The sequence below is a fragment of the Compostibacter hankyongensis genome (assembly GCF_039541075.1).
In the GTDB taxonomy this organism is placed as follows: Bacteria; Bacteroidota; Bacteroidia; order Chitinophagales; family Chitinophagaceae; genus Compostibacter; species Compostibacter hankyongensis.
Map to the genome: position 1 here is coordinate 132,974 of NZ_BAABFN010000006.1, position 22,115 is coordinate 155,088.

Consider the following 22,115-nt stretch of genomic DNA (forward strand, 5'->3'; position numbering starts at 1 on the left):
CTACAGGAAGTGGGCGTTTTCGCAAAAAGCGGTTACAGCTTCTTCAGCTTGATATCGCGGAACCACACGTCGCCGCCATGGTACTGCAGGGCGATATGGCCGCTTTTGGACATCCCGTACTCCGGATGGTCTTTCCACTTGCCGGAGGCTTTTTGTTTTTCCCATTCCGGGCTCCACATTTCGTATTCCAGTATCTTTTCTCCGTTGAGCCAATGCTCCACATGCGCGCCGTTGACCACGATGCGGGTGGTGTTCCATTCTCCGACGGCCTTTACGGGGCGGCTGGTAGGAAGCTGCATGGCATAGTTACAGCCCGTATGCTGCCAATCTTCCAGCTTGCCCGGCCATCCTTCGTCATCGATGATCTGAAATTCGGGACCGCTGACGGAGGAAGTCGGATATTTTTCGTTGACATGGAACATGATGCCGCTGTTCGACGCCGGGGAGATCTTCCAGGCCAGCGAAAGCTCAAAGCTCTGGTACTCGTCGTTGGTGATCAGGTCCACTGCCGGCGCATCTTTTTTATGCCCGTCGCAATGCAGCGTCCCGTTCATGGCTTCCCAGGCCGTGGTAGCGCCGTTTTTATAACCGCGCCAGCCGTCCAGGTTCTGCCCGTTGAACAGCAGCTGCCAGCCGTCGGATTTCTCCTGGTCGCTGAGCTGATTCTGCCCGGCTGCTGCAGAGGCTGCGGAGGCGTCGCCTGCGGCCTGCGCCGTAGTATCATCCCCGTTGCCGGAAGCGCTGCCGCTTCCAGGCTGACAGGAGGCCAGCGCCCCGCCGGTAAGTAACAATGCAATAAACAAGGTCTTCTTTTGCATAATGTTCTTTTTTTACCTTTGATGGATTAGAACCGTAAAGTACAAAAGTTCCGCCTTTTTATACCCAAAAGCTGCTTTTTTCACTTTTTTCCGGCCACGGTATTCACTTCTCCGCATTAGCATGTATTTTGCAGGGATGGTTCACATGGTTAAAAAAATCGTTGTCTTTACCGCAGTATTGCTGATGACGGGGATCGCTGCACGGACGCACGCCCAGACCCCTCCGAAAAGAGAGCTGCGCGCCGCCTGGATCGCCACGGTCGCCAACATCGACTGGCCTTCGCGGCCCGGTTTGCCGGCAGACGAGCAGAAGGCCGAATACATCCGCCTGCTCGATATGCTGAAACGCAACGGCATGAATGCCGTGGTGGTACAGGTACGCCCCGCCGCCGATGCCCTGTATGCTTCCGATCTGGAGCCGTGGAGCTACTGGCTTACCGGCAAACAGGGAGATGCGCCTTCACCTTATTATGATCCGTTGCAGTTCATGATAACGGAAACGCATAAACGCGGAATGGAATTCCATGCCTGGTTCAATCCTTACCGCGCCGTATTCCGGACCAGCATGACCGTTGCCCCGAATCACATCACCCGGCTGCGTCCCCAATGGTTTGTCACCTATGGCGATACCCGGTATTTCAACCCCGGCATCCCCGAAGTATGGACCTTCGTGACCCGGGTGATCCGCGATGTGGTCCGGCGTTATGATATTGACGCAGTGCATTTCGACGATTATTTTTACCCTTACCGTATACGCGGAAAGGAGTTTCCGGACTACCGCACCTACCGGACCTACGGAAAAGACATGTCGCTCGACGCCTGGCGCCGGCATAACGTGGACACGGTGATCCGGATGCTCAGCAAGGCCATCAAGGAAGAAAAGCCCTGGGTCAAATTCGGCATCAGTCCTTTCGGCGTATGGCGCAACAGGGACAGCGACCCCCGGGGCTCGGATACCCAAGCCAGCACCACCAATTACGACGATCTGTATGCGGACATACTGCTCTGGCTGAAGAAAGGCTGGATCGATTATATAACGCCGCAGCTGTACTGGGAGTTCGGTCATCCTACCGTAGCCTATGAAACGCTGGTGGATTGGTGGGCGCATCATACTTACGGTCGCGATCTGTATATCGGACAGGCGCTTTACCGTATCGGCAGCAGCAGGGCCTGGCGTAATCCTGCCGAGTTGCCCAACCAGATCAAGGCCAACCGTACTTACCCCGAGGTGAAAGGCAGCATTTACTTCAGCGCCACCTCCTTTTACAAGAATACGCTGGGATTCGACGATACGCTGCGTAATCACCTGTACAGATATCCCGCCATCCCGCCGGCCATGCCCTGGTTAGACAGCATCCCGCCGCTGCCGCCCCGCATTACCGGCGCCCGTAAGGGACCGGACGGGCTGCACCTGCTGTGGCAGGACGGCGACACCAGCCGGCAAACTTATCAATATGTCGTATACCGCTATCCCGGCAACGTCATCGGCAACCTGAACGATCCGCGTTATATCCTCTCCGTTGTCGGTAAAGATAATACGCCGGACACCGCGCATATCCAGACCTTTACCGACCGCAGCTACCGCAAAGGGCAGCCTTATATCTATTTTATCACCGCGCTGGACCGGCTGCACAACGAAAGCCTGCTCAGCAACAAGGTGTATATCCGGGATACGGATGAATGACAACAATGTTTTTTGCGTTAATTTTATTGTTTAAACTACAGGGATACTGTGATCAGCACTGAACAGATCGTCATACGGCTGTGCGTGGCCGCCCTGCTGGGCAGCGTGGTCGGGCTGGAGCGGCAGCGCCGCGACTGGGCAGCCGGCCTGCGTACCCATATGCAGGTATGCCTCGGATCCGCCCTGGTCATGATCGTATCCGCCTTCGGCTTCTCCGATATTCTGGGCACTCCGCATGTTACGCTGGACCCTTCCCGTATTGCCGCACAGGTGGTCAGCGGCATCGGCTTCCTGGGCGCCGGTACCATCCTGTTCCTCCGGCGCGAGGTCATCCGCGGCCTCACCACGGCGGCCGGCCTGTGGACGGTGGCGGGCGTGGGGCTTGCCGTAGGCGCCGGCCTTTTCCTGGCGGCTGTGGTCACCACCTTCCTGACCCTGATCATCCTGGCGCTCATCAAGCCGGTGGAGAAACGGCTTTTCAACCAGAACCGGCAACGCATCCTCAAGATGATCCTCTACCGGCGGCAGGCTTCCCTGCAAAGCATCCGGGATATCCTGGAAAACAACAGCCTGCATGTGGCCCAGGTCGTCATCCAACGCGGCGACAAGCCGGAGGAGGATGATGTGGAATTTATCCTCACCCGCGATGCCGCCCTCAACAACATCACCCGGGCGGCAGAACAGCTGCGGGAAGCGGAAGGCGTCCGCGAGATCCGCTATGCGGACGACGAAGCCTGACCCCGGCGATTCACCGGTAAAATGGTCTTGTTGACCGAAATGATTTTGTCCTGCCGTGCGGACCGCCTACTTTTGCATCATTCGTTAAAAAAATGTGATGAATAAAAAAACCGGCCAGGAAGGAACTCCGCCACCGGCAAAGCCGAATATGCTGGTGCTGCTGAAGCCCTATTCCCGCATGCTGTTCATGCTGCTGCTCTTTGCCCTGCTCAGCAACGGGCTGAACCTCGTATTGCCGAAGATCATCGCCAACAGCATCGATAATTACACAGCGGGACACTGGTCCTTTCGCGATATCATCCTGGAATTTTCGGTGGCTACGCTGCTGATCTTTGTGTTCACCTATCTGCAGAGCATCGTGCAGACCTTTGCCTCCGAACGGGTGGCCAGGGATCTGCGCACGTCCCTTTCAGCCAAAATATCCCGCCAGAGCTATGCCTACATCCAGCAGGTGAATCCCAATAAGCTGCTGACGAATCTCACTTCGGATATCGATTCGGTGAAGATGTTCGTATCGCAGGCCATCGTATCGATCGTATCCTCCGCCGTCATCATCATCGGAGCCAGCGTCCTGTTATTGTCGGTAAACTGGAAGCTCGGCCTGGCCGTGCTGACCATCATACCGCTGATCGGCGTATCGTTTTTTGTCGTGCTCAAGAAGGTGAAAGCGCTTTTTGTAAAAAGCCGCGAGGTGGTGGACTGGCTCAACAAGGTCATCAATGAAAGCATCCTGGGCGCCGCCCTGATCCGCGTGCTGAACTCGCAACAGCCGGAATATGAAAAGTTCATCGGCGCCAGCACCCGGGCCCGGGACCTGGGCATCAGCATCGTAAAGCTCTTTGCCACCCTGATCCCGATCATCGTTTTTGTATCCAACATGGCCATCCTGACCATCCTGGCGCTGGGCGGGCATTTTGTGATCAATGGCAGCATGACGCTGGGCGACTTCGCCGCCTTCAACAGCTATGTGGCCATCCTTATCTTCCCGATACTCGTCATCGGATTTATGAGCAACGTCATCGCGCAGGCTTCCGCCGCCTACCAGCGTGTGCACGTGGTGCTGCACGCCCCGGAAACTGCAGAGACCGGCGCGCTCAGCGTACCGCCGCACGGCAATATCCGCCTTGAAGGAATTACGGTGCGTTACGGGGAAAAAGCGGCGCTGCACAACGTCTCTTTCGATATACCGGCCGGCAGCCGTACCGCCGTAATCGGCCCCACCGCCGCCGGCAAAACACAGCTGCTCTACCTGCTGACCGGTCTTTTACAGCCGGATGAAGGCATTGTGCTGTACGACGGAAGACCGATCGCCGACTATAACCGAGAAAGCCTTTTGCAGCAGACCGGCATGGTGTTCCAGGACAGCATCATCTTTAACATGACCCTGCGCGAAAACATCGCCTTTAATACCCGGGTTACCGATGAGGCGATGGACAAAGCCATTACCACGGCAGAGCTGAAAGATTTTATACATACCCTCCCCCAAGGACTGGACACGGTGGTCTCCGAACGCGGCACCAGCCTTTCCGGGGGCCAGAAACAGCGTATCATGCTGGCCCGCGCTTTGGCCATCCGGCCGGGGATACTGCTGCTGGACGATTTTACCGCCAGGGTGGACCCGCATACCGAACGTAAGATATTACAGCAGGTGCAAAACAATTATCCCGACCTCACCCTGCTTTCGGTGACCCAGAAGATCAGCTCGGTGGAACAGTACGACCAGATCATCCTGCTGATGGAAGGGGAGCTGATCGCGGCGGGCACACATACGGAGCTGATGCAGCGCTGCCCGGAATATGTGCAGATCTACAATTCGCAAAGAAGCACCAGCTATTATGAAGCGGGACAGGCGACGGTCTGAAATCAGCACATCATCAAATCATCAAAGGCGAAGCCTTCACTGAGACCAATAAAAAAGATTCTGTACGAAGTAAATCAGCACATCATCCATAATGGACTATAATCTATACAGCCAGGCAGAAGAAAAAACCAGCACCCGTGCGGCGCTGAACAAGCTGCTGCATTTTATGGCCGAGGAAAAGAAAAACCTTTTCCTGGCCATGGGCATTATCATGATAAATTCGGGGATCAACCTGCTGGCCCCTTTCCTGCTCGGCTATACGATCGATCATTATGTACAAACCAAGCAATATTCCGGAGTGCTGACCTTTTCGGCGCTGCTGCTGGGATTGTACCTGATCGGGCTGGCTACCCGCTACTGGCAGACCCAGCTCATGGGCGGCGTGGGGCAACGGATGCTGTTCAGCCTGCGCAATGCCGTCTTCGGCAAGCTGCAGGAGCTGCCCGTGGCTTTTTTCAACCAGAACAAGGCGGGGGACCTCATCTCCCGTATCAACAACGATACCGACAAGGTCAACCAGTTTTTCTCCCAGTCGCTGGTGCAGTTTATCGACAGCATATTCATCATGCTGGGCGCAGGCATCTTTCTGCTGTCCATCAATACGGAGCTGGGGGCCGCATCCCTGGGTCCCGCCCTGCTGCTGCTGATCTTTACGAAGGTGATCTCGCCCTGGGTGAAACGGAAAAATGCCGCCAGCATGAAAAGCACCGGTGGGCTGAGCTCGGAGATACAGGAGAGCCTGAACAACTTCAAGGTGATCATTGCTTTCAACCGCCGCGACTATTTCAGGCAACGCTTTGACGAGGCCAACCGCGACAATTACCGCAGCGCCCTGGGCGCCGGACTGGCCAATAACCTGTTTATGCCGGTATTTACCTTCTGCGCCAATATCGCACAGCTCGTGGTGCTGGCTTTCGGCATCTACCTGATCGCTGCCGGGCATTTTACCATCGGTCTGCTGATCAGCTTCCTGGCCTATGTCAACAGCTTTTATATGCCGCTGCGGCAGCTGGCTGCCCTGTGGGCCAACTTCCAGATCGCCATGGCGGCCTGGGACCGCATCTCCAGGATACTTTCGTTCAGGACGGACCTGCTGACCCTGCCGGCTCCCGCGGCCGCCGCCTTACCCGAAGCCCCGGCCTCGCTGCTCCGCTTTGAGGATGTATCTTTCCGGTATCCCGACGGAAAAGAGGTGCTGCATCATATCAACCTGGACCTCAAGCCGGGGAAGACCTATGCGCTGGTAGGACCTACCGGCGGCGGCAAGACCACGACGGCCTCGCTGATCGCGCGGCTGTACGATCCTACGGAAGGAGAAGTGCTGCTGGCGGGAAAAGACATCCGCAGCTATACGCCGGAAGAGCGCAGCGCGAAGATAGGGTTCATCCTGCAGGACCCTTTCCTGTTCACCGGCACCCTGCGGGACAATATCGTATACGGGGACGCGCAGTTGGAAAGCCTTTCCCGCGAGCAGCTGGAAGCCGTCATTGCCGGAGCGGGACTCAGTCATCTGCTGGAGCGGTTTGAAAAGGGACTGGATACCGAAGTGGCCGCCACGGGCGACAGCATCAGCCTGGGGCAGAAGCAGCTGATCGCTTTTATCCGCGCCGTGCTGCGCCGTCCGGAGCTGCTGATCCTCGACGAGGCTACGGCCAACATCGATACCGTAACCGAGCAGCTGCTGGAAGATATCCTGCAGCAGCTGCCTGCGGAGACCACGCGGGTCATCATCGCCCACCGGCTGAATACCATTGAAAATGCGGATGAGATCTATTTTGTAAACGCCGGCAATGTCGTCAACGCCGGCTCCCTGGACCATGCCATGCACATGCTGCTGCACGACAAGCGGGAAAGCTGAGCGGCAGCTCAGTTCATCACTTCCGCGAGCTTTTTCTCCAGATCATCGCCCCGGAGATCACGTGCGATGATCTTTCCCGAAGGATCGATCAGGAAGTTATCGGGGATGGGGTACACACCGTACAGCCATATCACGCTTTTCTCCCAGGGCTGACGGTCTATTGTGTTCTGCCAGGGCATCCCGTCTTCTCTCACCGCGGCCTTCCATTTCTCGCTGTCCTCATCCCGGGAAACGCCCAGCACTGTGAAACCCCGGTCTTTGAAGTGTCGGTAAGCTTTCAGGATATAAGGATTTTCCGCCCGGCAGGGTTTGCACCAGCTGGCCCAGAAATCCAGCAGTACATATTTTCCCCTTAAAGAAGACAATTTTACGGAATCACCTTTGACATCCGCCAGTGTAAAGTCAGGAGCCGGCCGGCCGATATCGGTTCTTTTCCCGGCGGCGATAGTATAGGGGATATTACGGCAGGGCTTGCTGTTCCTGACCTCTTCCGAAAGACCCTGGTACAGGCTTTCCAGTTCCCGCCAGGAGATCTCGCTCTGGATCACCCGCAAGGCATCGCCGCTTGCCTGTGAATCAGGGTGGGTACGGACAAATTTTAAATACACCGCTACTCTCGCTTCCCGTGTTCTCGGAGCCGCATCTAATGCCGCAGTCAATGCAGCCTGATCATTATTTTCCCGGAGCATTGCTGTTTTCTTGACAACGGTATACGTTCCAGAACTATCCTGGGCACGGGCATGGAGAAGCGGGCAAAACAGCAGAATTATCGGAAGGAGCGCTTTCATAGCGAGAGGGTTTTATGGTGGAAATGGATTCGGGAACTTCCATCTCATCAACCGTGCATCCGTCCGGCAAAGGCAGTTAACGGCAGCAGTCCTTTTTGTGGAAAAGACCGCCGAGGCGGCGCAGGGCGCCGGACTGCGGTTCCTGCCGGGAAGATGCCGCAGCGGGCGTCACCGGCAGGAGGCTGATGGTATAATCTTCTCCCAGCTGCTCCTGCAGGACAGCCGGCTCCGGGGGCGCTTCGGCGGAAAGGATCACCTGCGGGCTGTCCAGCTGCACGACCACCCCGATCACACCGGGTACGGCCTGCAGCCGCTGCTTTACCGTAGCTACGCAATAGCTGCAGCTCATTCCCTTTACTTCATACATCCTGGTCAGCATCACTGTTCTTTTTATAAAGATACGAAAAACAGATAAAGCACCCTTCCGGAGGAATAATGCCGCGCGGGAACGGCCGATACAGCCCGGAGCGTACAGGACGGATCAGTCCGTGAACTTATATCCTACTCCGCGGACGGAGTGGAAATGCCGGGGATGGCGGCTGTCCTCCTCGAAATATTTCCGGAAGTTGAGGATAAAGTTATCGATGGTGCGGGTGGTGGGATACACGTTATATCCCCATACCACCTGGAGTATCTTCTCGCGGGTGACCACCTCTCCCCGGTATTCGATCAGCAGCTTCAGCAGCATGGCTTCCTTTTTGCTGAGCTCGTATTTGTTACCGTCCTTACCGATGCATTCCTGTGCCGAGAAGTCGATCATACAGTTTCCGAACCGGTACTGGCTGAGGTTACTGTCCTTGCTCCGGAGCCGCTTGTTCTTGATGATCAGCTTGTCCACGCGCAGCAGCAGCTCTTCGAGGTTAAACGGCTTGGTGATGTAGTCGTCCCCGCCCTTTTTCAGCCCGAGCACCCGGTCGGCGCTGCTGTTCCGGGCGCTCAGGAACAGGATGGGCACATCGTTATTCTGCATGCGGATATTCTCACATACGGTAAGTCCATCCATTTCCGGCAGCATGATATCCAGGATGATGAGGTCAAAATACTCCTGCTTTACCGCTTTGAGGGCGGCAGTGCCGGTGTCTGCAGTGGTCACCTCGTACTCCTCCAGCTCCAGGTTCAGCTTCAGGGCCTCCTGCAGGTTCTCCTCGTCTTCCACCAGTAATATGGATGCTTTTGCCGGTGTCTTCATGGGCGTTGTCAGGTCTGTCAGCGGTGAACGGGTATTACGATCTCAAAAATACTGCCTTTGGGTATATTATCGACCACCCGTATGATGCCGCCATGCTGCTGTACGATCTTCTTTGTAAGAAATAACCCCAAACCGGTCCCTTTTGTTTTACGGGTATTTTCGTTACCCACTCGGTAAAACCGGTCAAATATCTTTTTCTTCTCCACGTCGGCAACGCCCATTCCCTGGTCGGCCACCTGCAGCAGCAGCTGCGCATCGTCCTGGGAAAGACGCACATCAATTTCCGTATCCCGGGGGGAATATTTGGCGGCGTTTTCCACCAGGTTATTGACGGCTATCCGCAGCAGGATATCGTCCCCGCTGACCCACACTTCCGGTATTACTTCTCCCTTGATCTCATGATCGCTGATGCGGGCCTTGTTGTCTTCGATGCACTGCTGCAACAGGCGCGAGAAATCAAGGGGCTCCTTTACCATATGATACTGCCGGTTTTCCATCTGCGAGGCCAGCAGCATGTTATTACAAAGATGGTTGAGCCGGTTGGTCTCCCGCAACGTATTCTCCAGCAGCTTTTGCCGGCGACCGTCATCCAGCTGCCGCTTCAGCAGGGTCTCCAGGTTCAGCTTGGTAACGGCAATGGGCGATTTCAGCTCATGGGTGACGGCCATCATAAAATTATGCTGCTGCCGGGAAAGCCGCATCTGCTTCCGGACAGCGCGGTATACAAAGGCGGACCCGATCAGGATCACCACCAGGAAGGTAAGCCCCTCGCCCCAGTACTTGAGGGAACGCAGGTTCTCGCGATGCTCGATCTGCAGCAGCTCATAACGGTAGGCCGCGGGGTGTTTGTCGCGGTCGATCTTCAGCTCGAGATTGTTTTTTTCGTATTGGGTGATGTCCCGGCTTTGCTCGAACAAAAGATAGCCCCACCAGATCAGTGCGGCAATGGTGTAGATGAAGAGGAAGAAGTAAAAGACAGAAATCCGTTTTGTATCGATCTTTCTGCGGCTCCGGGAGCTCATGCTTGTCGGTTGGAGGGGTTATCGGTTAACCGGCGGTCTCGCGGCCGGCGGCAGCTTTTCTATGCGTATGCCCACGTTCATCACATGCGGAAGCGGATTGAGCCGCATGTTCTGCTCGAGGGAGAAGAACCAGGTTCCCGGCTTGCCGAAACGTGCGTTTTCCTGTATGGGTATCCGGTGTTCAAAGATATCGTCCACCCCGCTGCCCAGCCAACGGCCCTGCCGGTCGGCCAGGGGTAGCTCCACCCTGCGGGAAAGTGTGGAATCGCCCGCGTGCCGCGTACGGATCAGCAGCCAGATGTTGCTGAACGGGTAAGCATCGGTATGCCGGAGGGTAACATAGATATTATAACGTGCCGCCGTATCGGTTATGGATACCTCATAAGAGGGCCTGAACTGGTAATCCCAGGCATAACCGGGAATGGTTTCGTTCTTTTCATATACGCGCAGCGTATCCCATCCGCGGCATCCGCAACATGCCGTTACGAGCGCAAAAAGTAAGCATCCCCCCAGCAACCTCATCGGCTTTTTTTTACAAGACGTTTAACACCTGTTCCTTGGCTTTTTCCAGCTCATCTTTCATCATCACCACCCATTGCTGTATGGCCGCATCGTTGGCCTTCGAACCGGTGGTATTGATCTCCCGCCCTACCTCCTGCAGGATGAACCCCAGCTTTTTCCCCTTGCTGAACTCCGGCGTCTCCAGTACTTCTTTAAAATAGCGGCAGTGGTTGGAGAGGCGCACCTGCTCTTCGGAGATATCCAGCTTCTCCACATAATAGATCAGCTCCTGCTCCAGACGGTTCTGGTCGAGGTTCTCTTTCGGTGTATTTTCCTGCAGCGACGCTTCCAGGCGGGAACGTATCCGCTCCCGTCTGGCCGGTTCCTGGGCCTGCACTTTCTCCTGCAAAAGAAGGATGTTGCGGATGCGCAGCTCAAGATCCTGCTCCAGGGTCCCGCCTTCGTTCTGCCGGTGCTCATCCGTTTTCTGCAAGGCGGTCGTAAAAACCTGCTTTACCGCCTCCCATTCTTCTTCGGCAAGCTCCTCCGCGGCGGGGGCGACCACCTCCGGCAGCTTTAGCAACGCATTGAGGATATCGGTTTGCGGCAGCTGCAGCTCTCCGGCGAGCGAAGCGATGGTATGATAATATTGCCTGGCCAGCAGCGTATTGATGGTTACCGGCTTGGCCGTACCATTCTGCTTCACCGTCACCATCACCTCCACCGATCCCCGTTGCAACGTCTGCTGAATAAGGTTGCGGATATCAAACTCATAGGGCTTCAGCAGGGGCGGCATCTTCAGATTGATGTCCAGCTGTTTTCCGTTCAGTGATTTGATGTCTACGCTGATCGTTTTATCTCCTACCTGGGTCTCCGCACGGCCGAAACCTGTCATGGATCTCAACATATGGTCACGCTGTTTGCATACAAACCTACATGAAAAAGTTGGTTTTACGTAAAGCCTGGAGGGCGACCGCCTTTTGCAGACGGCGGGCAGTATGTTGCGGCGCTATGCGCCGAACAATAAACGAAAGAAAGGGCCGCGTTCCCATTCCCGGACATCGCCCGGCTGCATATCGCCAAGCTCCAGCCCTCCGATGCGGTAACGGATAAGGCGCAGGGTAGGATAACCCACCGCTGCGGTCATCCTGCGCACCTGTCGGTTCTTTCCTTCGTGCAGCGTAAGGGATATCCATGTATCGGGTACCGATTTGCGGTAACGGATGGGGGGATGGCGTTCCGCCACCGCCGGCCGTACGGAAAAGATCTCAGCCCGGGCCGGAAGGGTATGGTAAGGTTTTCCGTCGAGATGAATCGTTACGCCCTGTTCCAGCTGATGCAGCGCCCCGGCGGTGGGCACTCCTTCCACCTGTACCCGGTAAGCCCGCTCATGCCGCTCCGCAGGATGAAGCAAACGCCGGTTCAGCTGACCGTCGTTGGTAAGCAGCAGCAGTCCTTCGCTGTCGTAATCCAACCGCCCTACCGGGTAAACATCGCGGGGAAGATCAAAGATGTCGGCAAGCGTTTGTTTGCCGGGAACCGGTGAGAACTGACACATTACCCGGAAGGGTTTATAAACGCTGTAGTAACGTAGCATGACTTTAAAGATAAACGGAAAACATCAGAAAAAGCAGCGGGAGTAAGGCCTTTAAAAGCAGTCCATAAAAAAAGCCCGGCAGGATAACCGAGCTTTCTTGTTATGTGAATGGGTTAGTAAGTACAGGGATAAAATTTTCCCTACACAATATTAAAAATAATTTTCTCACAAAAGAACATTTTTGTGAAATTTTTATTCACATTTTTTACGGGGCTGTGGATAACGATAAAGAAAAGTATCCTTTAGATTGCTTAAAAACGAATCGGGCCGAACGCTTAACTTTGTATGTCTTTTATTATAAGCTGCCGGAATAGGCGCGTATGCGAATCTTAACCGCGGCATTATCGGCTAAACAAAAGGATCATGCAATTCGAACAACCTGTACCGGTAACCTGGGTAGCCGGTTTTATCGGCGCCGTTCTTTCGGGTAATCAAAACCTGCAGGCTACCGGGCTGAACGAGATACACAAGGTAAGACCCGGCGATATCTCTTTTGTCGACCTGGAGAAATATTACGACGCCTGCCTGCGTTCCAGTGCTTCGATCATCATCATCGATAAAGAGGTGGAGTGCCCGGAGGGCAAAGCCCTGCTGGTCACCGAAGATCCCTTTAGCGCTTATGTAAAGCTGGTAAAACATTTCCGGCCTTTTGTCCCCGCTGCAAAAATGATCGCCGACGATGTCCTTATCGGAGAAGACACGGTCATACAGCCTAATGTATTTATCGGCCATGGGGTCCGGATAGGGGACCACTGTATTATCCATCCCAACGTTACCCTGTACGATCATACGGTCATCGGCAACAACGTGATCATCCATGCGGGCGCCGTAATCGGGGCCGATGCCTTTTATTATAAGAAACGCGGCGATCGGGAAGTGGCTTATGATAAGCTGGAAAGCTGCGGGCGGGTAGTTATCGAAGACGATGTGGAAATAGGGGCAGGCAGCACGGTCGACAAAGGGGTGAGTGGAGATACGATTATCGGCCGTGGCTCAAAGCTGGACAACCTGGTGCATATCGGCCACGGTGCGGTAATAGGGAAGAACTGTCTGTTTGCCGCACAGGTGGGCATCGGCGGAAAGACCATAATAGAAGACAACGTCACCTTATGGGGACAGGTGGGCGTATCCAAGGACCTTACCATCGGTGCCGGCGCGGTGGTGCTGGCACAGAGCGGCGTGCCCAGCTCGCTGAAAGGGGGAAAGGTTTTCTTCGGGTACCCGGCAGAGGATGCGCGGTATAAAAGAAGAGAGCTGGCCTGGATCAAGCGGATTCCCGAGATATGGGAAAAGATCAAGGGACTGTCACAGGACGCAGGGGAAAGGTCAAAGGAGAAAGGTGAAAGGTAAAGGGTGAAGGGCATTTTAATGATTTGATGATTTGGAAATTTGATGATTTGATGATTACAGAAACCAGAAAAAGGTCAGGCGAAGGATGAAAGGCATTTCAAAGTTTAACATCTAAGGTTATCTGTCTGGAATGGAACTTTAGACCTTAGACTCCGGAAACGCGCAGCGTTCACGGAGACCGCTAAAAAAACTTTGTGAACGCCGTAAACCTCAAACCTCAAACCCAAAACTGGAAATCAGAAACCGGAAACCTCAACCTCCTTTCAGATAAGCTTCGCAGGTATACCGCACCGTTTCTTCAAGGGGAGTGAACCGGAAGTCAGGAAGAAACTGTTGAATTTTGCTGTTGTCGTAATACACCTTCAGCTGCGCGGTATGTGCCGTTTCCCGGGTAAGCAGCGGGGCGCTTCCGGTAAACAGGCTCTTTATCTTTTCCCAGCGCCAGACCAGAGCGCCCATCCAGGGTTTGGCTTCGCGGGAGGGCGGTTGTTTTCCCAAGGCCTGCGCCATAGCGGTAAAGAGCTGCCGGTACGACCAGTTGTCTCCGTTGAGGATAAAGCGCTCTGCCGTTATCCCGCTATCCATCAGCAGCAGCATCGCGCGGACCACGTCGCGAAGATCCACGAAGCCGTTTATCCCGCAGGTATACCAGGGGAATTCGTCAAAGGCATTTTGCACCAGCGCGGCAGATCCGCTGCGCCAGTCTCCCGCGGGACCCAGTATAACGGAAGGATTTACGATAACGGCATTCAGGCCTTCCCCGATGCCCCGCCAGACCTCCATCTCGGCGAGGTATTTGCTCTTCGCATAGGCAGCGTTATGGGGACTGTCTTCCCATTTGCAGTGCTCGTTGATCGTCTTGCCGGATACGGCGCGCCCGATGGCCGCTACCGAGCTGACATGCATCAGCTTCTTTATCCCGCAGACGAGCGCCGTGTTGACCACATTGGCCGTACCCGATACGTTTACCGCCTGCATACGGTCCCGGTCGCCGGGCTGAAAGGAAACCATCCCTGCACAATGAAAGACCCGGTCCACGCCTTCCATGGCCGCAGTCAGGCTGTCCACATCCAGCAGGTCGCCCTGCCGCCAGTCCACACCGCCTGCCGTGGAAGCAGAAAGGTCCGCCGGCTTCTGCCGGCAGATACAACGCAGCGGCTGCCCCGTTTCCAGCAACGACTGTATCAGGGCCGACCCTAAAAATCCGGTACCGCCGGTTACTAATATCAAAGTTTCGGATTTGAGGTTTCTGGTTTACGGCGTTCACAAAGTTTTTCAGCGGTCTCCGTGAACGCTTTGCGTTTGAGGTTTCGGGAGTCTAAAGTTTAAACTTCAGACCGCGCCTTCGAATTGCTTTAAGAAGCGTACGTCGTTTTCTGAAAACAAACGCAGGTCCCTTATCTGGTATTTCAGCATGGTAATGCGCTCGATACCCATACCGAAGGCAAACCCGGTATAACGGCGGCTGTCGATACCGCAGTTCTCAAGCAGCCTGGGGTGCACCATACCGCATCCGAGTATCTCCACCCAGCCCGTCTGCTTGCAGACGCTGCAGCCTTTTCCGCCGCAGATCAGACAGGAGATATCCATCTCCGCGCTGGGTTCCGTAAAAGGAAAATAGGAAGGGCGGAAACGCACCCGGCTTTCTTCTCCGAACATTTCCTGCACAAAATAATACAGCGTCTGCTTCAGATCGGCAAAGGAAACGTTTTCGTCGATATACAACCCTTCCACCTGATGAAAGAAGCAATGAGCCCTGGCGGAGATCGTTTCGTTGCGGAATACGCGGCCGGGACAGATAATACGGATGGGAAGCTTTCCCTGCTCCATGACCCTCACCTGCACGGAAGACGTATGTGTACGCAGCACCCAGTCGGGCGCTTTGGCTACATAAAAAGTATCCTGCATGTCGCGGGCAGGATGGTTTTCAGGCATGTTCAGCGCAGAGAAGTTGTGCCAGTCGTCTTCTATCTCAGGGCCTTCGGCAATGGAAAAGCCGATCTTTTCAAAGATGGAGATGATACGGCTCCGCACCAGGCTAATGGGGTGACGGGCGCCCAGCCGCTGCGGCTCGGCGGGCAGGGTATGGTCGGCTTCCCTGCCGCCGGATTCTCCCGGCCGGTCCTGCAGCTGTTCCCGGCCGTTATGGTACTGCTCTTCGGCGAGCTGCTTCAGCTCATTCAGCACGAGCCCGAAATCCTTACGCTGTTCCGGGGCTACGGTCTTCATACCGGCAAAAAGCTCCTTGAGGATGCCTTTCGAGCCGAGAAACCGGACGCGAAAAGCCTCCAGGGCCGCCTCGCCGGACGGACGGAAAGCAGCAATTTCGGTTTTGTAGGCAGCGATCTGCTGTGTGATGTCTTCCATATATGAGGACAAAGATAAGGAGAATTCTTTCCGCCTTTCCGGGCGGCAGGAAGGGAGCGGCTACCGCCCCATCGCGGTATAAAAGGCATCCTGTATCTTACCGCGTATGTCCATGTGGGAAAGCTTCAGATTGGCGCCGCCGTCGGGGTTCACGCGGTTGGAGAGAAAGACGTAGGTAAACCGGTATTGGGGGTCTACCCAGACGCAGGTGCCGGTATAGCCGGTATGGCCGAATGTTTGGTCCGAGCACTTTGCAGAAGGATAAGGACTGGGGTCTCCGCTGCGGTCTTTTTCCGGTTTGTCAAACCCGATGCCGCGGCGGCTGAGACTTGTGCTGTAGTCGGTGAACAGCTTGATGGTTCCGGGCTTTATGTACTGCCTGCCGTTCCAGCTGCCGCCGTTCAGCAGCATCTGCATCAGCATGCCGAGATCATAGGCAGTGGAAAACAGGCCCGCATGGCCTGCCACGCCGCCGAACATGGCCGCGCGCGGATCATGCACATCGCCACGGAGACATTGCATACGGAACTCTTTTTCACATTCGGTAGGAGCAATTTCGTCCGGCGGGTAACGCTCGCGGGGCAGAAAACCGGTTGAGATCATTCCTATCGGGCCATAAAATGTCTTTCTTACATATTCATCCAGCCTTAACCCCGTAATTTCCTCCACGATATAACCCATCAGCTGAAAATCAATGTCGCTATAAACATAACCGGGCCGGTGATTCAATTTGCTATCCCGTATTTCCGCTTTGAGGGTATCTTCATAGTCCTTTCGCATATACATATTTTCCGCTACCCGGACGGAATAAGCGGAGTCGCGTACGGTATGAAAAATGTCGGTATTGGGTTGCCGGTCATCGGTAAGCAACAGCTCCCGGTAAGGAAAATCAGGAATAAAGCCGGCCTGATGCAGCATTACATTTTTAATGGTCAGACGGGCTTTATCCGTACCCCGTAACCAGGGGAGATAATCGCCCAGCGTTTTGTCCAACCGTAGCGCTCCTTCGTCATACAGACGCATGCAGGACAGGGTGGTGGCGCATATCTTGGTCACCGAGGCCAGGTCAAACACGGTTTCTGTGGTCATCGGCCGCTTATCTGTATAGCTGAACGTGCCGAAGGCCTTCTGATAAAAGATGCGCCCGTCCCTAACCCCCAGTATCACACAGCCCGGATACGCGCCGCGGGCAATGCCGTCCCTGGCGATGGAGTCCACCTCCTTCAGCAAGGCCGGGTTCATACCCAGCTTCTCCGGCGGCACATAGGGCAGATAGCCCCGGTAGCTGGCGAAGTCGGTAAGCCCTTTCCCGGATGGCAATCCCGGGCATACCGTTACCGGCAACCGTCCCCGGGGGTCGGTTTTTCCGAATATAACGGATGCGGCTATACGACTCATTGTAGCATCGTCTTCATAAGCAGCCAGCAAAGCCGGAGCTTCACAGAAGTTACGGATAGCATAGGGATTGCCGAAGGCCACGGCCACCGAGGGCATTTCCTGGGTGAGCTGCTTTACGAGCTGCACTTCGGGTTGGCTAATGCCGTAGTTATGGGCGGGATAGCGGCTGTAGCCCGTAACGGCAACGATAACGCGGTCATAGCCTTTTTTCAGACGGTCCGCCAGCGCAGCACCTGCCGCATAGGTCCCTCCTGAAAAATAATAGGCATCCACGGACCGGTATTTTTTCAGCTCCTGCACCAAGGGATGATTACCGGCCGTACCGATAATAAGACAGGCAAGCTTCTCCTTTTTTTCGGCGCGCAGGGGCAGCATGTTGTTTTCGTTCCGCAGCGCAGTAAAGGAGGCGCGGCACAGGGAATCCTTGAGGGCGGCGGTGTGGCTGTTCAGATCTTCTACCAGGTGAGCGGTCTCCACGGGTTCCCACTGCGAGAGGCCTGCAGCATATTTGGCCATCAGGATCTTTTTCACCCGGGCGTCGATCTCCGACTGCCGCAGTATCCCTTTGCCGATGGCGGCCCTCACGGCGGTGATGCTTTCATCTACATCCTGGGGAAGCAGCAGCGCATCGTTACCGGCGCGCAGCGCCTCCACCGAGGCCTGGCCATGAGTGAAATAACCGGCTACGCCCTGCATGCCCAGCGCATCGGTAAACACGATGCCGGTAAAGCCCAGCTCTCCCTTCAGGAGACCGGTTACATTCTTGTACGAAAGCGAGGTGGGGCGATGAGGCCGCTTGTCAATGGCCGGTATGTCCAGGTGGGCGACCATTACGGCAGCTACCCCGGCACGCACCATTTGCTGGAAAGGATAGAGCTCCAGCGCGTGTAGCTGCGCCATGCTCTTGTTGATGGTCGGAAGGGCCTTATGGGAATCCGTATTGGTATCCCCGTGGCCGGGAAAATGCTTGGCGCAGGCCAGTATGCCCATGCGCTGCATGCCCTGCATGTATTGTATTCCCCAGCGGGCTACGCGGTATTTGTTCTCGCCAAAGGAGCGGTCGTTGATCACCGGGTTTTCAGGATTGTTATTAATATCCACTACCGGGGCAAAGTTGATCTGTATACCCATGCGCCTGCACTGCTCGCCTACCGCCACGCCCATCCGGTAGATCAGCGAGCTGTCCTGCACCGCGCCCAGCTGCAGCTGCCGGGGAAAGGAGATCACGCTGTCCAGCCGCATACCCAGGCCCCATTCTCCGTCTATGCTGACAAAGAGCGGCACTTTCGCCAAACGCTGGTAATAATTGGTAAGGGAGGCCTGCCTTACCGGCCCGCCCTGGAAGAAGACGAGTCCTCCCACATGCTTGTCGCGCACCAGCCGGGTCACTTCACGAACATGCGCCGCCCCCTGGTTGGAATAGGCCCGCACAAAAATAAGCTGTGCAATCCGCTGCTCGGGGCTGAGGGTCCTGAATACGCTGTCGGCCCAGTGCCGTGCGGCAGACGAAGCCGCCGGCTCTTTGCCGGGATTTACCGCGGAAGACCGGGCGGCAGGCTGCTGCCCCTGCGCGGCCGAACCCAACAACCATGATAATGCGATGCTTAACATTGTTTTCCGGATCATGCGATAAACTTACAAGATTTTTGGGCAACAGAAAAATGGCCGGGGAGCGTCCCCAAACAAACAACAGGGCCGAAGCCCTGTTGTTGCAGCTGATCCTATAAATGCCATCCGGAACGGATGGGAAAATGAAGGCATTGTCGGTTACCGGAAACGCTCCGGCAGGTACTTACTCGTTCTTCAGCACCACAAATTCGGTACGCCGGTTCTTCTGACGTCCTTCGGGGTTATCGCTGCCATCCGGGTTGGTGTTGGGCGCAATGGGCCGGCTTTCACCATAGCCCTTGGCGGTCAGCCGTCCGGCATCTATGCCCTTGCTGATCAGGTAATCCACGCAGGATTGAGCGCGTCGCTGGCTGAGACCCATGTTATACTTATCGGAACCCTTACTATCCGTATGCGCGCTCAGCTCTACCTGCATCTTCGGATTTTCCATGAGCACCTCGTACAGAGTATCCAGCACGACCTTCGATTCCGGCCGCAGGGTGGCCTTGTCAAAGTCGTAATACACATTCGGGATCACGATGGGCTTGTTGATCTCATATGCCTTCAGACAGAGGTCCGGGCTGAAGAGCGTGTCGGTCCGGCGCAGCTCGTTGGAGCTGATATCCACCGATTTGGTAAAGTAATTTTGTTTGGAGGCCGTCATTTTAAGGGCCTTCACATTATTGACTTCAAGGCGATAGCGGCCGGATTCATCCAGTATCTGCGTTTTCAGCACTTCGCCGGATGCGGAATCCCGGAGCTCTACCTTGGCCCCGGCGATAGGCTGCTGGGTATCGCAGTCGAGCAGGGTACCGCCAATGGTAATGTGCTTCAGCTTTATCCGGAACACCTCCAGACAGCAGACAGACTGCCGGTCGGAGCTGGTATAGAAAACCGTGGTATCCTCGGGTCGCGGGCTGTAAAAGATATCGTCCTTTTCGGAGTTAACCGGGGCGCCCATGTTTACGGGCATCGTCCAGTTGTCGGCCATGCCGCGGCTGACAAACAGGTCGTATCCGCCCATGCCTACACGGCCGTTGCTGCTGAACACCAGCTTTTTTTCCGCGGGATCATAAAAGGGGGCTTCCTCGTCCCCGAGGGTGTTGACGGTATTCCCGAGATTGATCGCCGTAGCCGGCGCGCCGTCGGCGCCCAGCTCGCTGTACCAGATATCGTATCCGCCCTGTCCGCCGGGACGGTTGGAGCTGAAGAACACGTATTTGCCGTCGGCCGTCACAAAGGGCTCCATAGCATCGGAGCCGGCGATGTTCAGATTGGCCACCGGGGCGCCCGGCTCAGACCAGGTGCCGTCGCCGTCCTTACTGATCATATAGATGGCCTTATGCTGTTTTTCGCCTTTCGCCTTGTTCGTCCAGCCGGTGATAAAGGCCTTACCGCCGTCGGGCGTGAAGGTCATGGCCGCCAGCTGCATGGTCTTGGCCGTGTTTTTCAGCGCGAGCATTTCCACGCTGTCAAATGAACCGGTACCCGCTTCGGCGGCACTGTAAAGCTTATTGACAAAAGGATCGTCCTTTTTCTCGTTGATATCCCGCAGCGGGCGGGAGGAGGTGAAATACAGCTGCTGATCCTTCAGCAGGGGGGCGTAGTTGGATCCGGATTCCCCTGAGTTGACCGGAGCCGGCAGCTTCGCAATGTCGGAAAGCCGGGGATACTCCATCTGGTCCAGGGCAAACCGGCAGGATTTCAGCTCCAGGTCGGCCTGTCTGCTGTACTCATCCGATTTACCGTATGCCGATTTGAAGGCTTCCAGGTGGGTGATGGCCTCTTCATACCGTTTGTTTGCACGCAGGCATACTCCTTCCCACAGCGGCAGCATCGGGAATTCCCCCGTGCTCAGCTGCTCGGCCTTCTGATACCAGTCCAACGCGCTCTTGTAATCCTTATACAGCCGGAAGGCGTCACCGAGCTGATAAACCAGGTAGGCGTACTCCTTCTTGTTCTTTTCCTGCTTTTTGGATTTCGGCGTTATCGTATAGGGATACACGTAATGAGACATCATGGTATCGGGCAAGATACCGAGGGCCTTCTGATAGAGCACAGCTGCCGCATAGTACTTACCCTCGGAAAAGAACTGATCGCCCTGCTTTTTGTAGTCCACCACAAACTGGGAATGAGCCGGCTTTACGGACAGCAGAAGGAGGAGGCTGACCAGCATCACGCCACCCAGGGTCAGCCCGGAGCGCGAAGCGAAAAGCGGAGAGCGATATGTTGTAAAAGAAGGCTTCATGTGCAATATTTTGTTTCTTTAGGTCATCATACGATGGAAGCAAGCAAAAGCATCCCTTCCGGCGCTTACAGCCGCGGACAGATAAACTTGGGATCCGTTATCCGTTTATGCGGAATAAAGGACAGGGAAAACTCGATCCCCCCTTTTCCTTCCGAGGCTGTCCGGAGCTTTGATACATTGACATCATAGCTTACCCCCAGCACAAAATCACCGAGGTGAAATCCTACATAGGGTACTACGGCATCCTGGAGGCGCCAGGTGGCCCCGAATATCAGGTCGGTGAGCTGCGATTCGAGCATATACTGCCCATAAAGGCCCAGGGCCGTTTCATGCGCGTTGCCCTGCCGCATGTACAGGGCCTGGGGCGTAATGTTGATCACATCGGAAGCCTTGATCCGCACCCCGCCATGCACGTCGAAACGCATAGGCAGCCGTTCGTTTTCCGTACCCAGGAAGGGATCGTCCGGGCGGGAGAGGTGATAAACCGCCGCCCCGGCAAACGGGTTAAGGGTATTGTTGGGATTGCCGTTAAAGTACATGATCCCGAAGTTGGCATCAAAGGCCGTGGAAGACGTTTTGGGAAACGTCTCCCCGGAGGAGGCGCCCGGATCGAAGCCGGTAATGGGATTATACTGGCTGCCAAAGCGCAGCTTGCTTATATCCACATGCCGGTTGATGATCCCGCCCTGTATCCCGATGCTGAGCGCATTCATCCCGCTGGCATCCAGCAGCACACGATAGGCCGCAGAGAGCAGGGCGTTGGTATAATTCCATCCTCCGTCGCCCGCAGACTGGTTGAGGATGGTCCCCCCGACTCCCAGATTGTTAAACGGATAGGTATCAAAGGATATGGAGCCCGTCGAATAAGGATCGGACAGCTCCGCCCATTGCCGTTTATAGTTGGCCGTTATCCGGTAATCCCCGTCGATCACCCCGGTAAGGGCCGGGTTCAGCCACATCGGGTTAGAGTAATATTGCGAGAAATGCGCATCCACCTGGGCCAGCGACCGCTGGGGAAGCGCTGCCAGGATAACTGCCGCAAGGCAGCCCAATGATGCTAAAATTTTCTTCATAGGGATCTTTTTATG

18 protein-coding genes are annotated in these 22,115 nt (G+C 55.5%); 5 read left to right on the forward strand and 13 right to left on the reverse strand.

The genetic code is table 11. The features are described from left to right. Nucleotides 1-32: 32 nt before the first annotated feature. Nucleotides 33-818: a 3-keto-disaccharide hydrolase gene (locus tag ABD851_RS12990; protein ID WP_344979947.1), complete on the reverse strand. Its 786-nt coding sequence runs from the start codon at nucleotides 816-818 to the stop codon at nucleotides 33-35. Between the two features lie 145 nt (nucleotides 819-963). On the opposite strand from ABD851_RS12990, the gene ABD851_RS12995 reads away from it, so the two are divergent. From ABD851_RS12995 to ABD851_RS13010, 4 genes are all read left to right on the forward strand, one after another. Next, nucleotides 964-2,502, forward strand: coding sequence for a glycoside hydrolase family 10-like protein (locus tag ABD851_RS12995; RefSeq protein WP_344979949.1), 1,539 nt, complete (start codon nucleotides 964-966; stop codon nucleotides 2,500-2,502). 48 nt (nucleotides 2,503-2,550) lie between these two features. Beyond that, nucleotides 2,551-3,240 (forward strand): MgtC/SapB family protein, encoded by a 690-nt coding sequence (locus ABD851_RS13000; protein ID WP_344979951.1) that lies wholly within the window; start codon nucleotides 2,551-2,553, stop codon nucleotides 3,238-3,240. Nucleotides 3,241-3,337: 97 nt separating this feature from the next. Continuing rightward, on the forward strand, nucleotides 3,338-5,101 hold the full coding sequence (locus tag ABD851_RS13005) for an ABC transporter ATP-binding protein (protein ID WP_344979953.1): 1,764 nt from the start codon (nucleotides 3,338-3,340) through the stop codon (nucleotides 5,099-5,101). 91 nt (nucleotides 5,102-5,192) lie between these two features. After that, complete coding sequence (locus tag ABD851_RS13010) at nucleotides 5,193-6,959, forward strand: ABC transporter ATP-binding protein (protein ID WP_344979955.1); 1,767 nt, start codon at nucleotides 5,193-5,195, stop codon at nucleotides 6,957-6,959. Nucleotides 6,960-6,967: 8 nt separating this feature from the next. Here ABD851_RS13010 and ABD851_RS13015 read toward each other — a convergent pair whose 3' ends face one another. From ABD851_RS13015 to ABD851_RS13045, 7 genes are all read right to left on the reverse strand, one after another. Then, nucleotides 6,968-7,747: a peroxiredoxin family protein gene (locus ABD851_RS13015; RefSeq protein WP_344979957.1), complete on the reverse strand. Its 780-nt coding sequence runs from the start codon at nucleotides 7,745-7,747 to the stop codon at nucleotides 6,968-6,970. Nucleotides 7,748-7,823: 76 nt separating this feature from the next. Continuing rightward, nucleotides 7,824-8,126, reverse strand: a complete 303-nt coding sequence (locus tag ABD851_RS13020; RefSeq protein WP_344979959.1) for a heavy-metal-associated domain-containing protein — start codon at nucleotides 8,124-8,126, stop codon at nucleotides 7,824-7,826. A 102-nt stretch (nucleotides 8,127-8,228) separates the two neighbouring features. Then, nucleotides 8,229-8,936, reverse strand: coding sequence for a response regulator transcription factor (locus tag ABD851_RS13025; protein ID WP_344979961.1), 708 nt, complete (start codon nucleotides 8,934-8,936; stop codon nucleotides 8,229-8,231). Nucleotides 8,937-8,953: 17 nt separating this feature from the next. After that, a complete protein-coding gene (locus ABD851_RS13030; protein WP_344979963.1) occupies nucleotides 8,954-9,958 on the reverse strand; it encodes a sensor histidine kinase in 1,005 nt (334 codons plus the stop codon). Nucleotides 9,959-9,976: 18 nt separating this feature from the next. Beyond that, nucleotides 9,977-10,480 carry a gliding motility lipoprotein GldH gene (locus tag ABD851_RS13035; protein WP_344979965.1) on the reverse strand — a complete coding sequence of 168 codons (504 nt, stop codon included), beginning with the start codon at nucleotides 10,478-10,480 and terminating at the stop codon, nucleotides 9,977-9,979. 10 nt (nucleotides 10,481-10,490) lie between these two features. Further along, the gene (locus tag ABD851_RS13040) at nucleotides 10,491-11,366 is read right to left on the reverse strand and encodes a YicC/YloC family endoribonuclease (RefSeq protein WP_344979968.1); all 876 of its coding nucleotides are present in this window, start codon (nucleotides 11,364-11,366) and stop codon (nucleotides 10,491-10,493) included. 102 nt (nucleotides 11,367-11,468) lie between these two features. Further along, a complete protein-coding gene (locus ABD851_RS13045; RefSeq protein WP_344979970.1) occupies nucleotides 11,469-12,056 on the reverse strand; it encodes a pseudouridine synthase in 588 nt (195 codons plus the stop codon). Between the two features lie 363 nt (nucleotides 12,057-12,419). On the opposite strand from ABD851_RS13045, the gene ABD851_RS13050 reads away from it, so the two are divergent. Continuing rightward, a complete protein-coding gene (locus ABD851_RS13050) occupies nucleotides 12,420-13,406 on the forward strand; it encodes a UDP-3-O-(3-hydroxymyristoyl)glucosamine N-acyltransferase (RefSeq protein ID WP_344979972.1) in 987 nt (328 codons plus the stop codon). A gap of 252 nt (nucleotides 13,407-13,658) precedes the next feature. Here ABD851_RS13050 and ABD851_RS13055 read toward each other — a convergent pair whose 3' ends face one another. The 5 genes from ABD851_RS13055 to ABD851_RS13075 form a co-directional block, all read right to left on the reverse strand. Beyond that, complete coding sequence (locus ABD851_RS13055; RefSeq protein ID WP_344979974.1) at nucleotides 13,659-14,636, reverse strand: NAD-dependent epimerase/dehydratase family protein; 978 nt, start codon at nucleotides 14,634-14,636, stop codon at nucleotides 13,659-13,661. A gap of 102 nt (nucleotides 14,637-14,738) precedes the next feature. Continuing rightward, entirely contained in the window at nucleotides 14,739-15,773 is a 1,035-nt protein-coding gene (gene pheS, locus ABD851_RS13060) for a phenylalanine--tRNA ligase subunit alpha (protein WP_344979976.1), read from the reverse strand. Nucleotides 15,774-15,833: 60 nt separating this feature from the next. Beyond that, a complete protein-coding gene (locus tag ABD851_RS13065; protein ID WP_344979977.1) occupies nucleotides 15,834-18,782 on the reverse strand; it encodes a serine hydrolase domain-containing protein in 2,949 nt (982 codons plus the stop codon). 181 nt (nucleotides 18,783-18,963) lie between these two features. Continuing rightward, nucleotides 18,964-21,027 carry an OmpA family protein gene (locus ABD851_RS13070; RefSeq protein ID WP_344979979.1) on the reverse strand — a complete coding sequence of 688 codons (2,064 nt, stop codon included), beginning with the start codon at nucleotides 21,025-21,027 and terminating at the stop codon, nucleotides 18,964-18,966. 65 nt (nucleotides 21,028-21,092) lie between these two features. Next, nucleotides 21,093-22,100: a PorP/SprF family type IX secretion system membrane protein gene (locus ABD851_RS13075; RefSeq protein WP_344979981.1), complete on the reverse strand. Its 1,008-nt coding sequence runs from the start codon at nucleotides 22,098-22,100 to the stop codon at nucleotides 21,093-21,095. Nucleotides 22,101-22,115: the final 15 nt, after the last annotated feature.

Excerpts from the sequence above, each read along its gene's own strand:
- ABD851_RS12995 (WP_344979949.1), top strand. The coding sequence starts at position 964 with ATGGTTAAAAAAATCGTTGTCTTTACCGCAGTATTGCTGATGACGGGG.
- ABD851_RS13040 (WP_344979968.1), bottom strand. The coding sequence starts at position 11,366 with ATGTTGAGATCCATGACAGGTTTCGGCCGTGCGGAGACCCAGGTAGGA.
- ABD851_RS13030 (WP_344979963.1), bottom strand. The coding sequence starts at position 9,958 with ATGAGCTCCCGGAGCCGCAGAAAGATCGATACAAAACGGATTTCTGTC.
- ABD851_RS13035 (WP_344979965.1), bottom strand. The coding sequence starts at position 10,480 with ATGAGGTTGCTGGGGGGATGCTTACTTTTTGCGCTCGTAACGGCATGT.
- ABD851_RS13070 (WP_344979979.1), bottom strand. The coding sequence starts at position 21,027 with ATGAAGCCTTCTTTTACAACATATCGCTCTCCGCTTTTCGCTTCGCGC.
- pheS (WP_344979976.1), bottom strand. The coding sequence starts at position 15,773 with ATGGAAGACATCACACAGCAGATCGCTGCCTACAAAACCGAAATTGCT.
- ABD851_RS13050 (WP_344979972.1), top strand. The coding sequence starts at position 12,420 with ATGCAATTCGAACAACCTGTACCGGTAACCTGGGTAGCCGGTTTTATC.
- ABD851_RS13015 (WP_344979957.1), bottom strand. The coding sequence starts at position 7,747 with ATGAAAGCGCTCCTTCCGATAATTCTGCTGTTTTGCCCGCTTCTCCAT.
- ABD851_RS13005 (WP_344979953.1), top strand. The coding sequence starts at position 3,338 with ATGAATAAAAAAACCGGCCAGGAAGGAACTCCGCCACCGGCAAAGCCG.
- ABD851_RS12990 (WP_344979947.1), bottom strand. The coding sequence starts at position 818 with ATGCAAAAGAAGACCTTGTTTATTGCATTGTTACTTACCGGCGGGGCG.
- ABD851_RS13065 (WP_344979977.1), bottom strand. The coding sequence starts at position 18,782 with ATGTTAAGCATCGCATTATCATGGTTGTTGGGTTCGGCCGCGCAGGGG.
- ABD851_RS13010 (WP_344979955.1), top strand. The coding sequence starts at position 5,193 with ATGGACTATAATCTATACAGCCAGGCAGAAGAAAAAACCAGCACCCGT.
- ABD851_RS13045 (WP_344979970.1), bottom strand. The coding sequence starts at position 12,056 with ATGCTACGTTACTACAGCGTTTATAAACCCTTCCGGGTAATGTGTCAG.
- ABD851_RS13075 (WP_344979981.1), bottom strand. The coding sequence starts at position 22,100 with ATGAAGAAAATTTTAGCATCATTGGGCTGCCTTGCGGCAGTTATCCTG.
- ABD851_RS13020 (WP_344979959.1), bottom strand. The coding sequence starts at position 8,126 with ATGCTGACCAGGATGTATGAAGTAAAGGGAATGAGCTGCAGCTATTGC.
- ABD851_RS13025 (WP_344979961.1), bottom strand. The coding sequence starts at position 8,936 with ATGAAGACACCGGCAAAAGCATCCATATTACTGGTGGAAGACGAGGAG.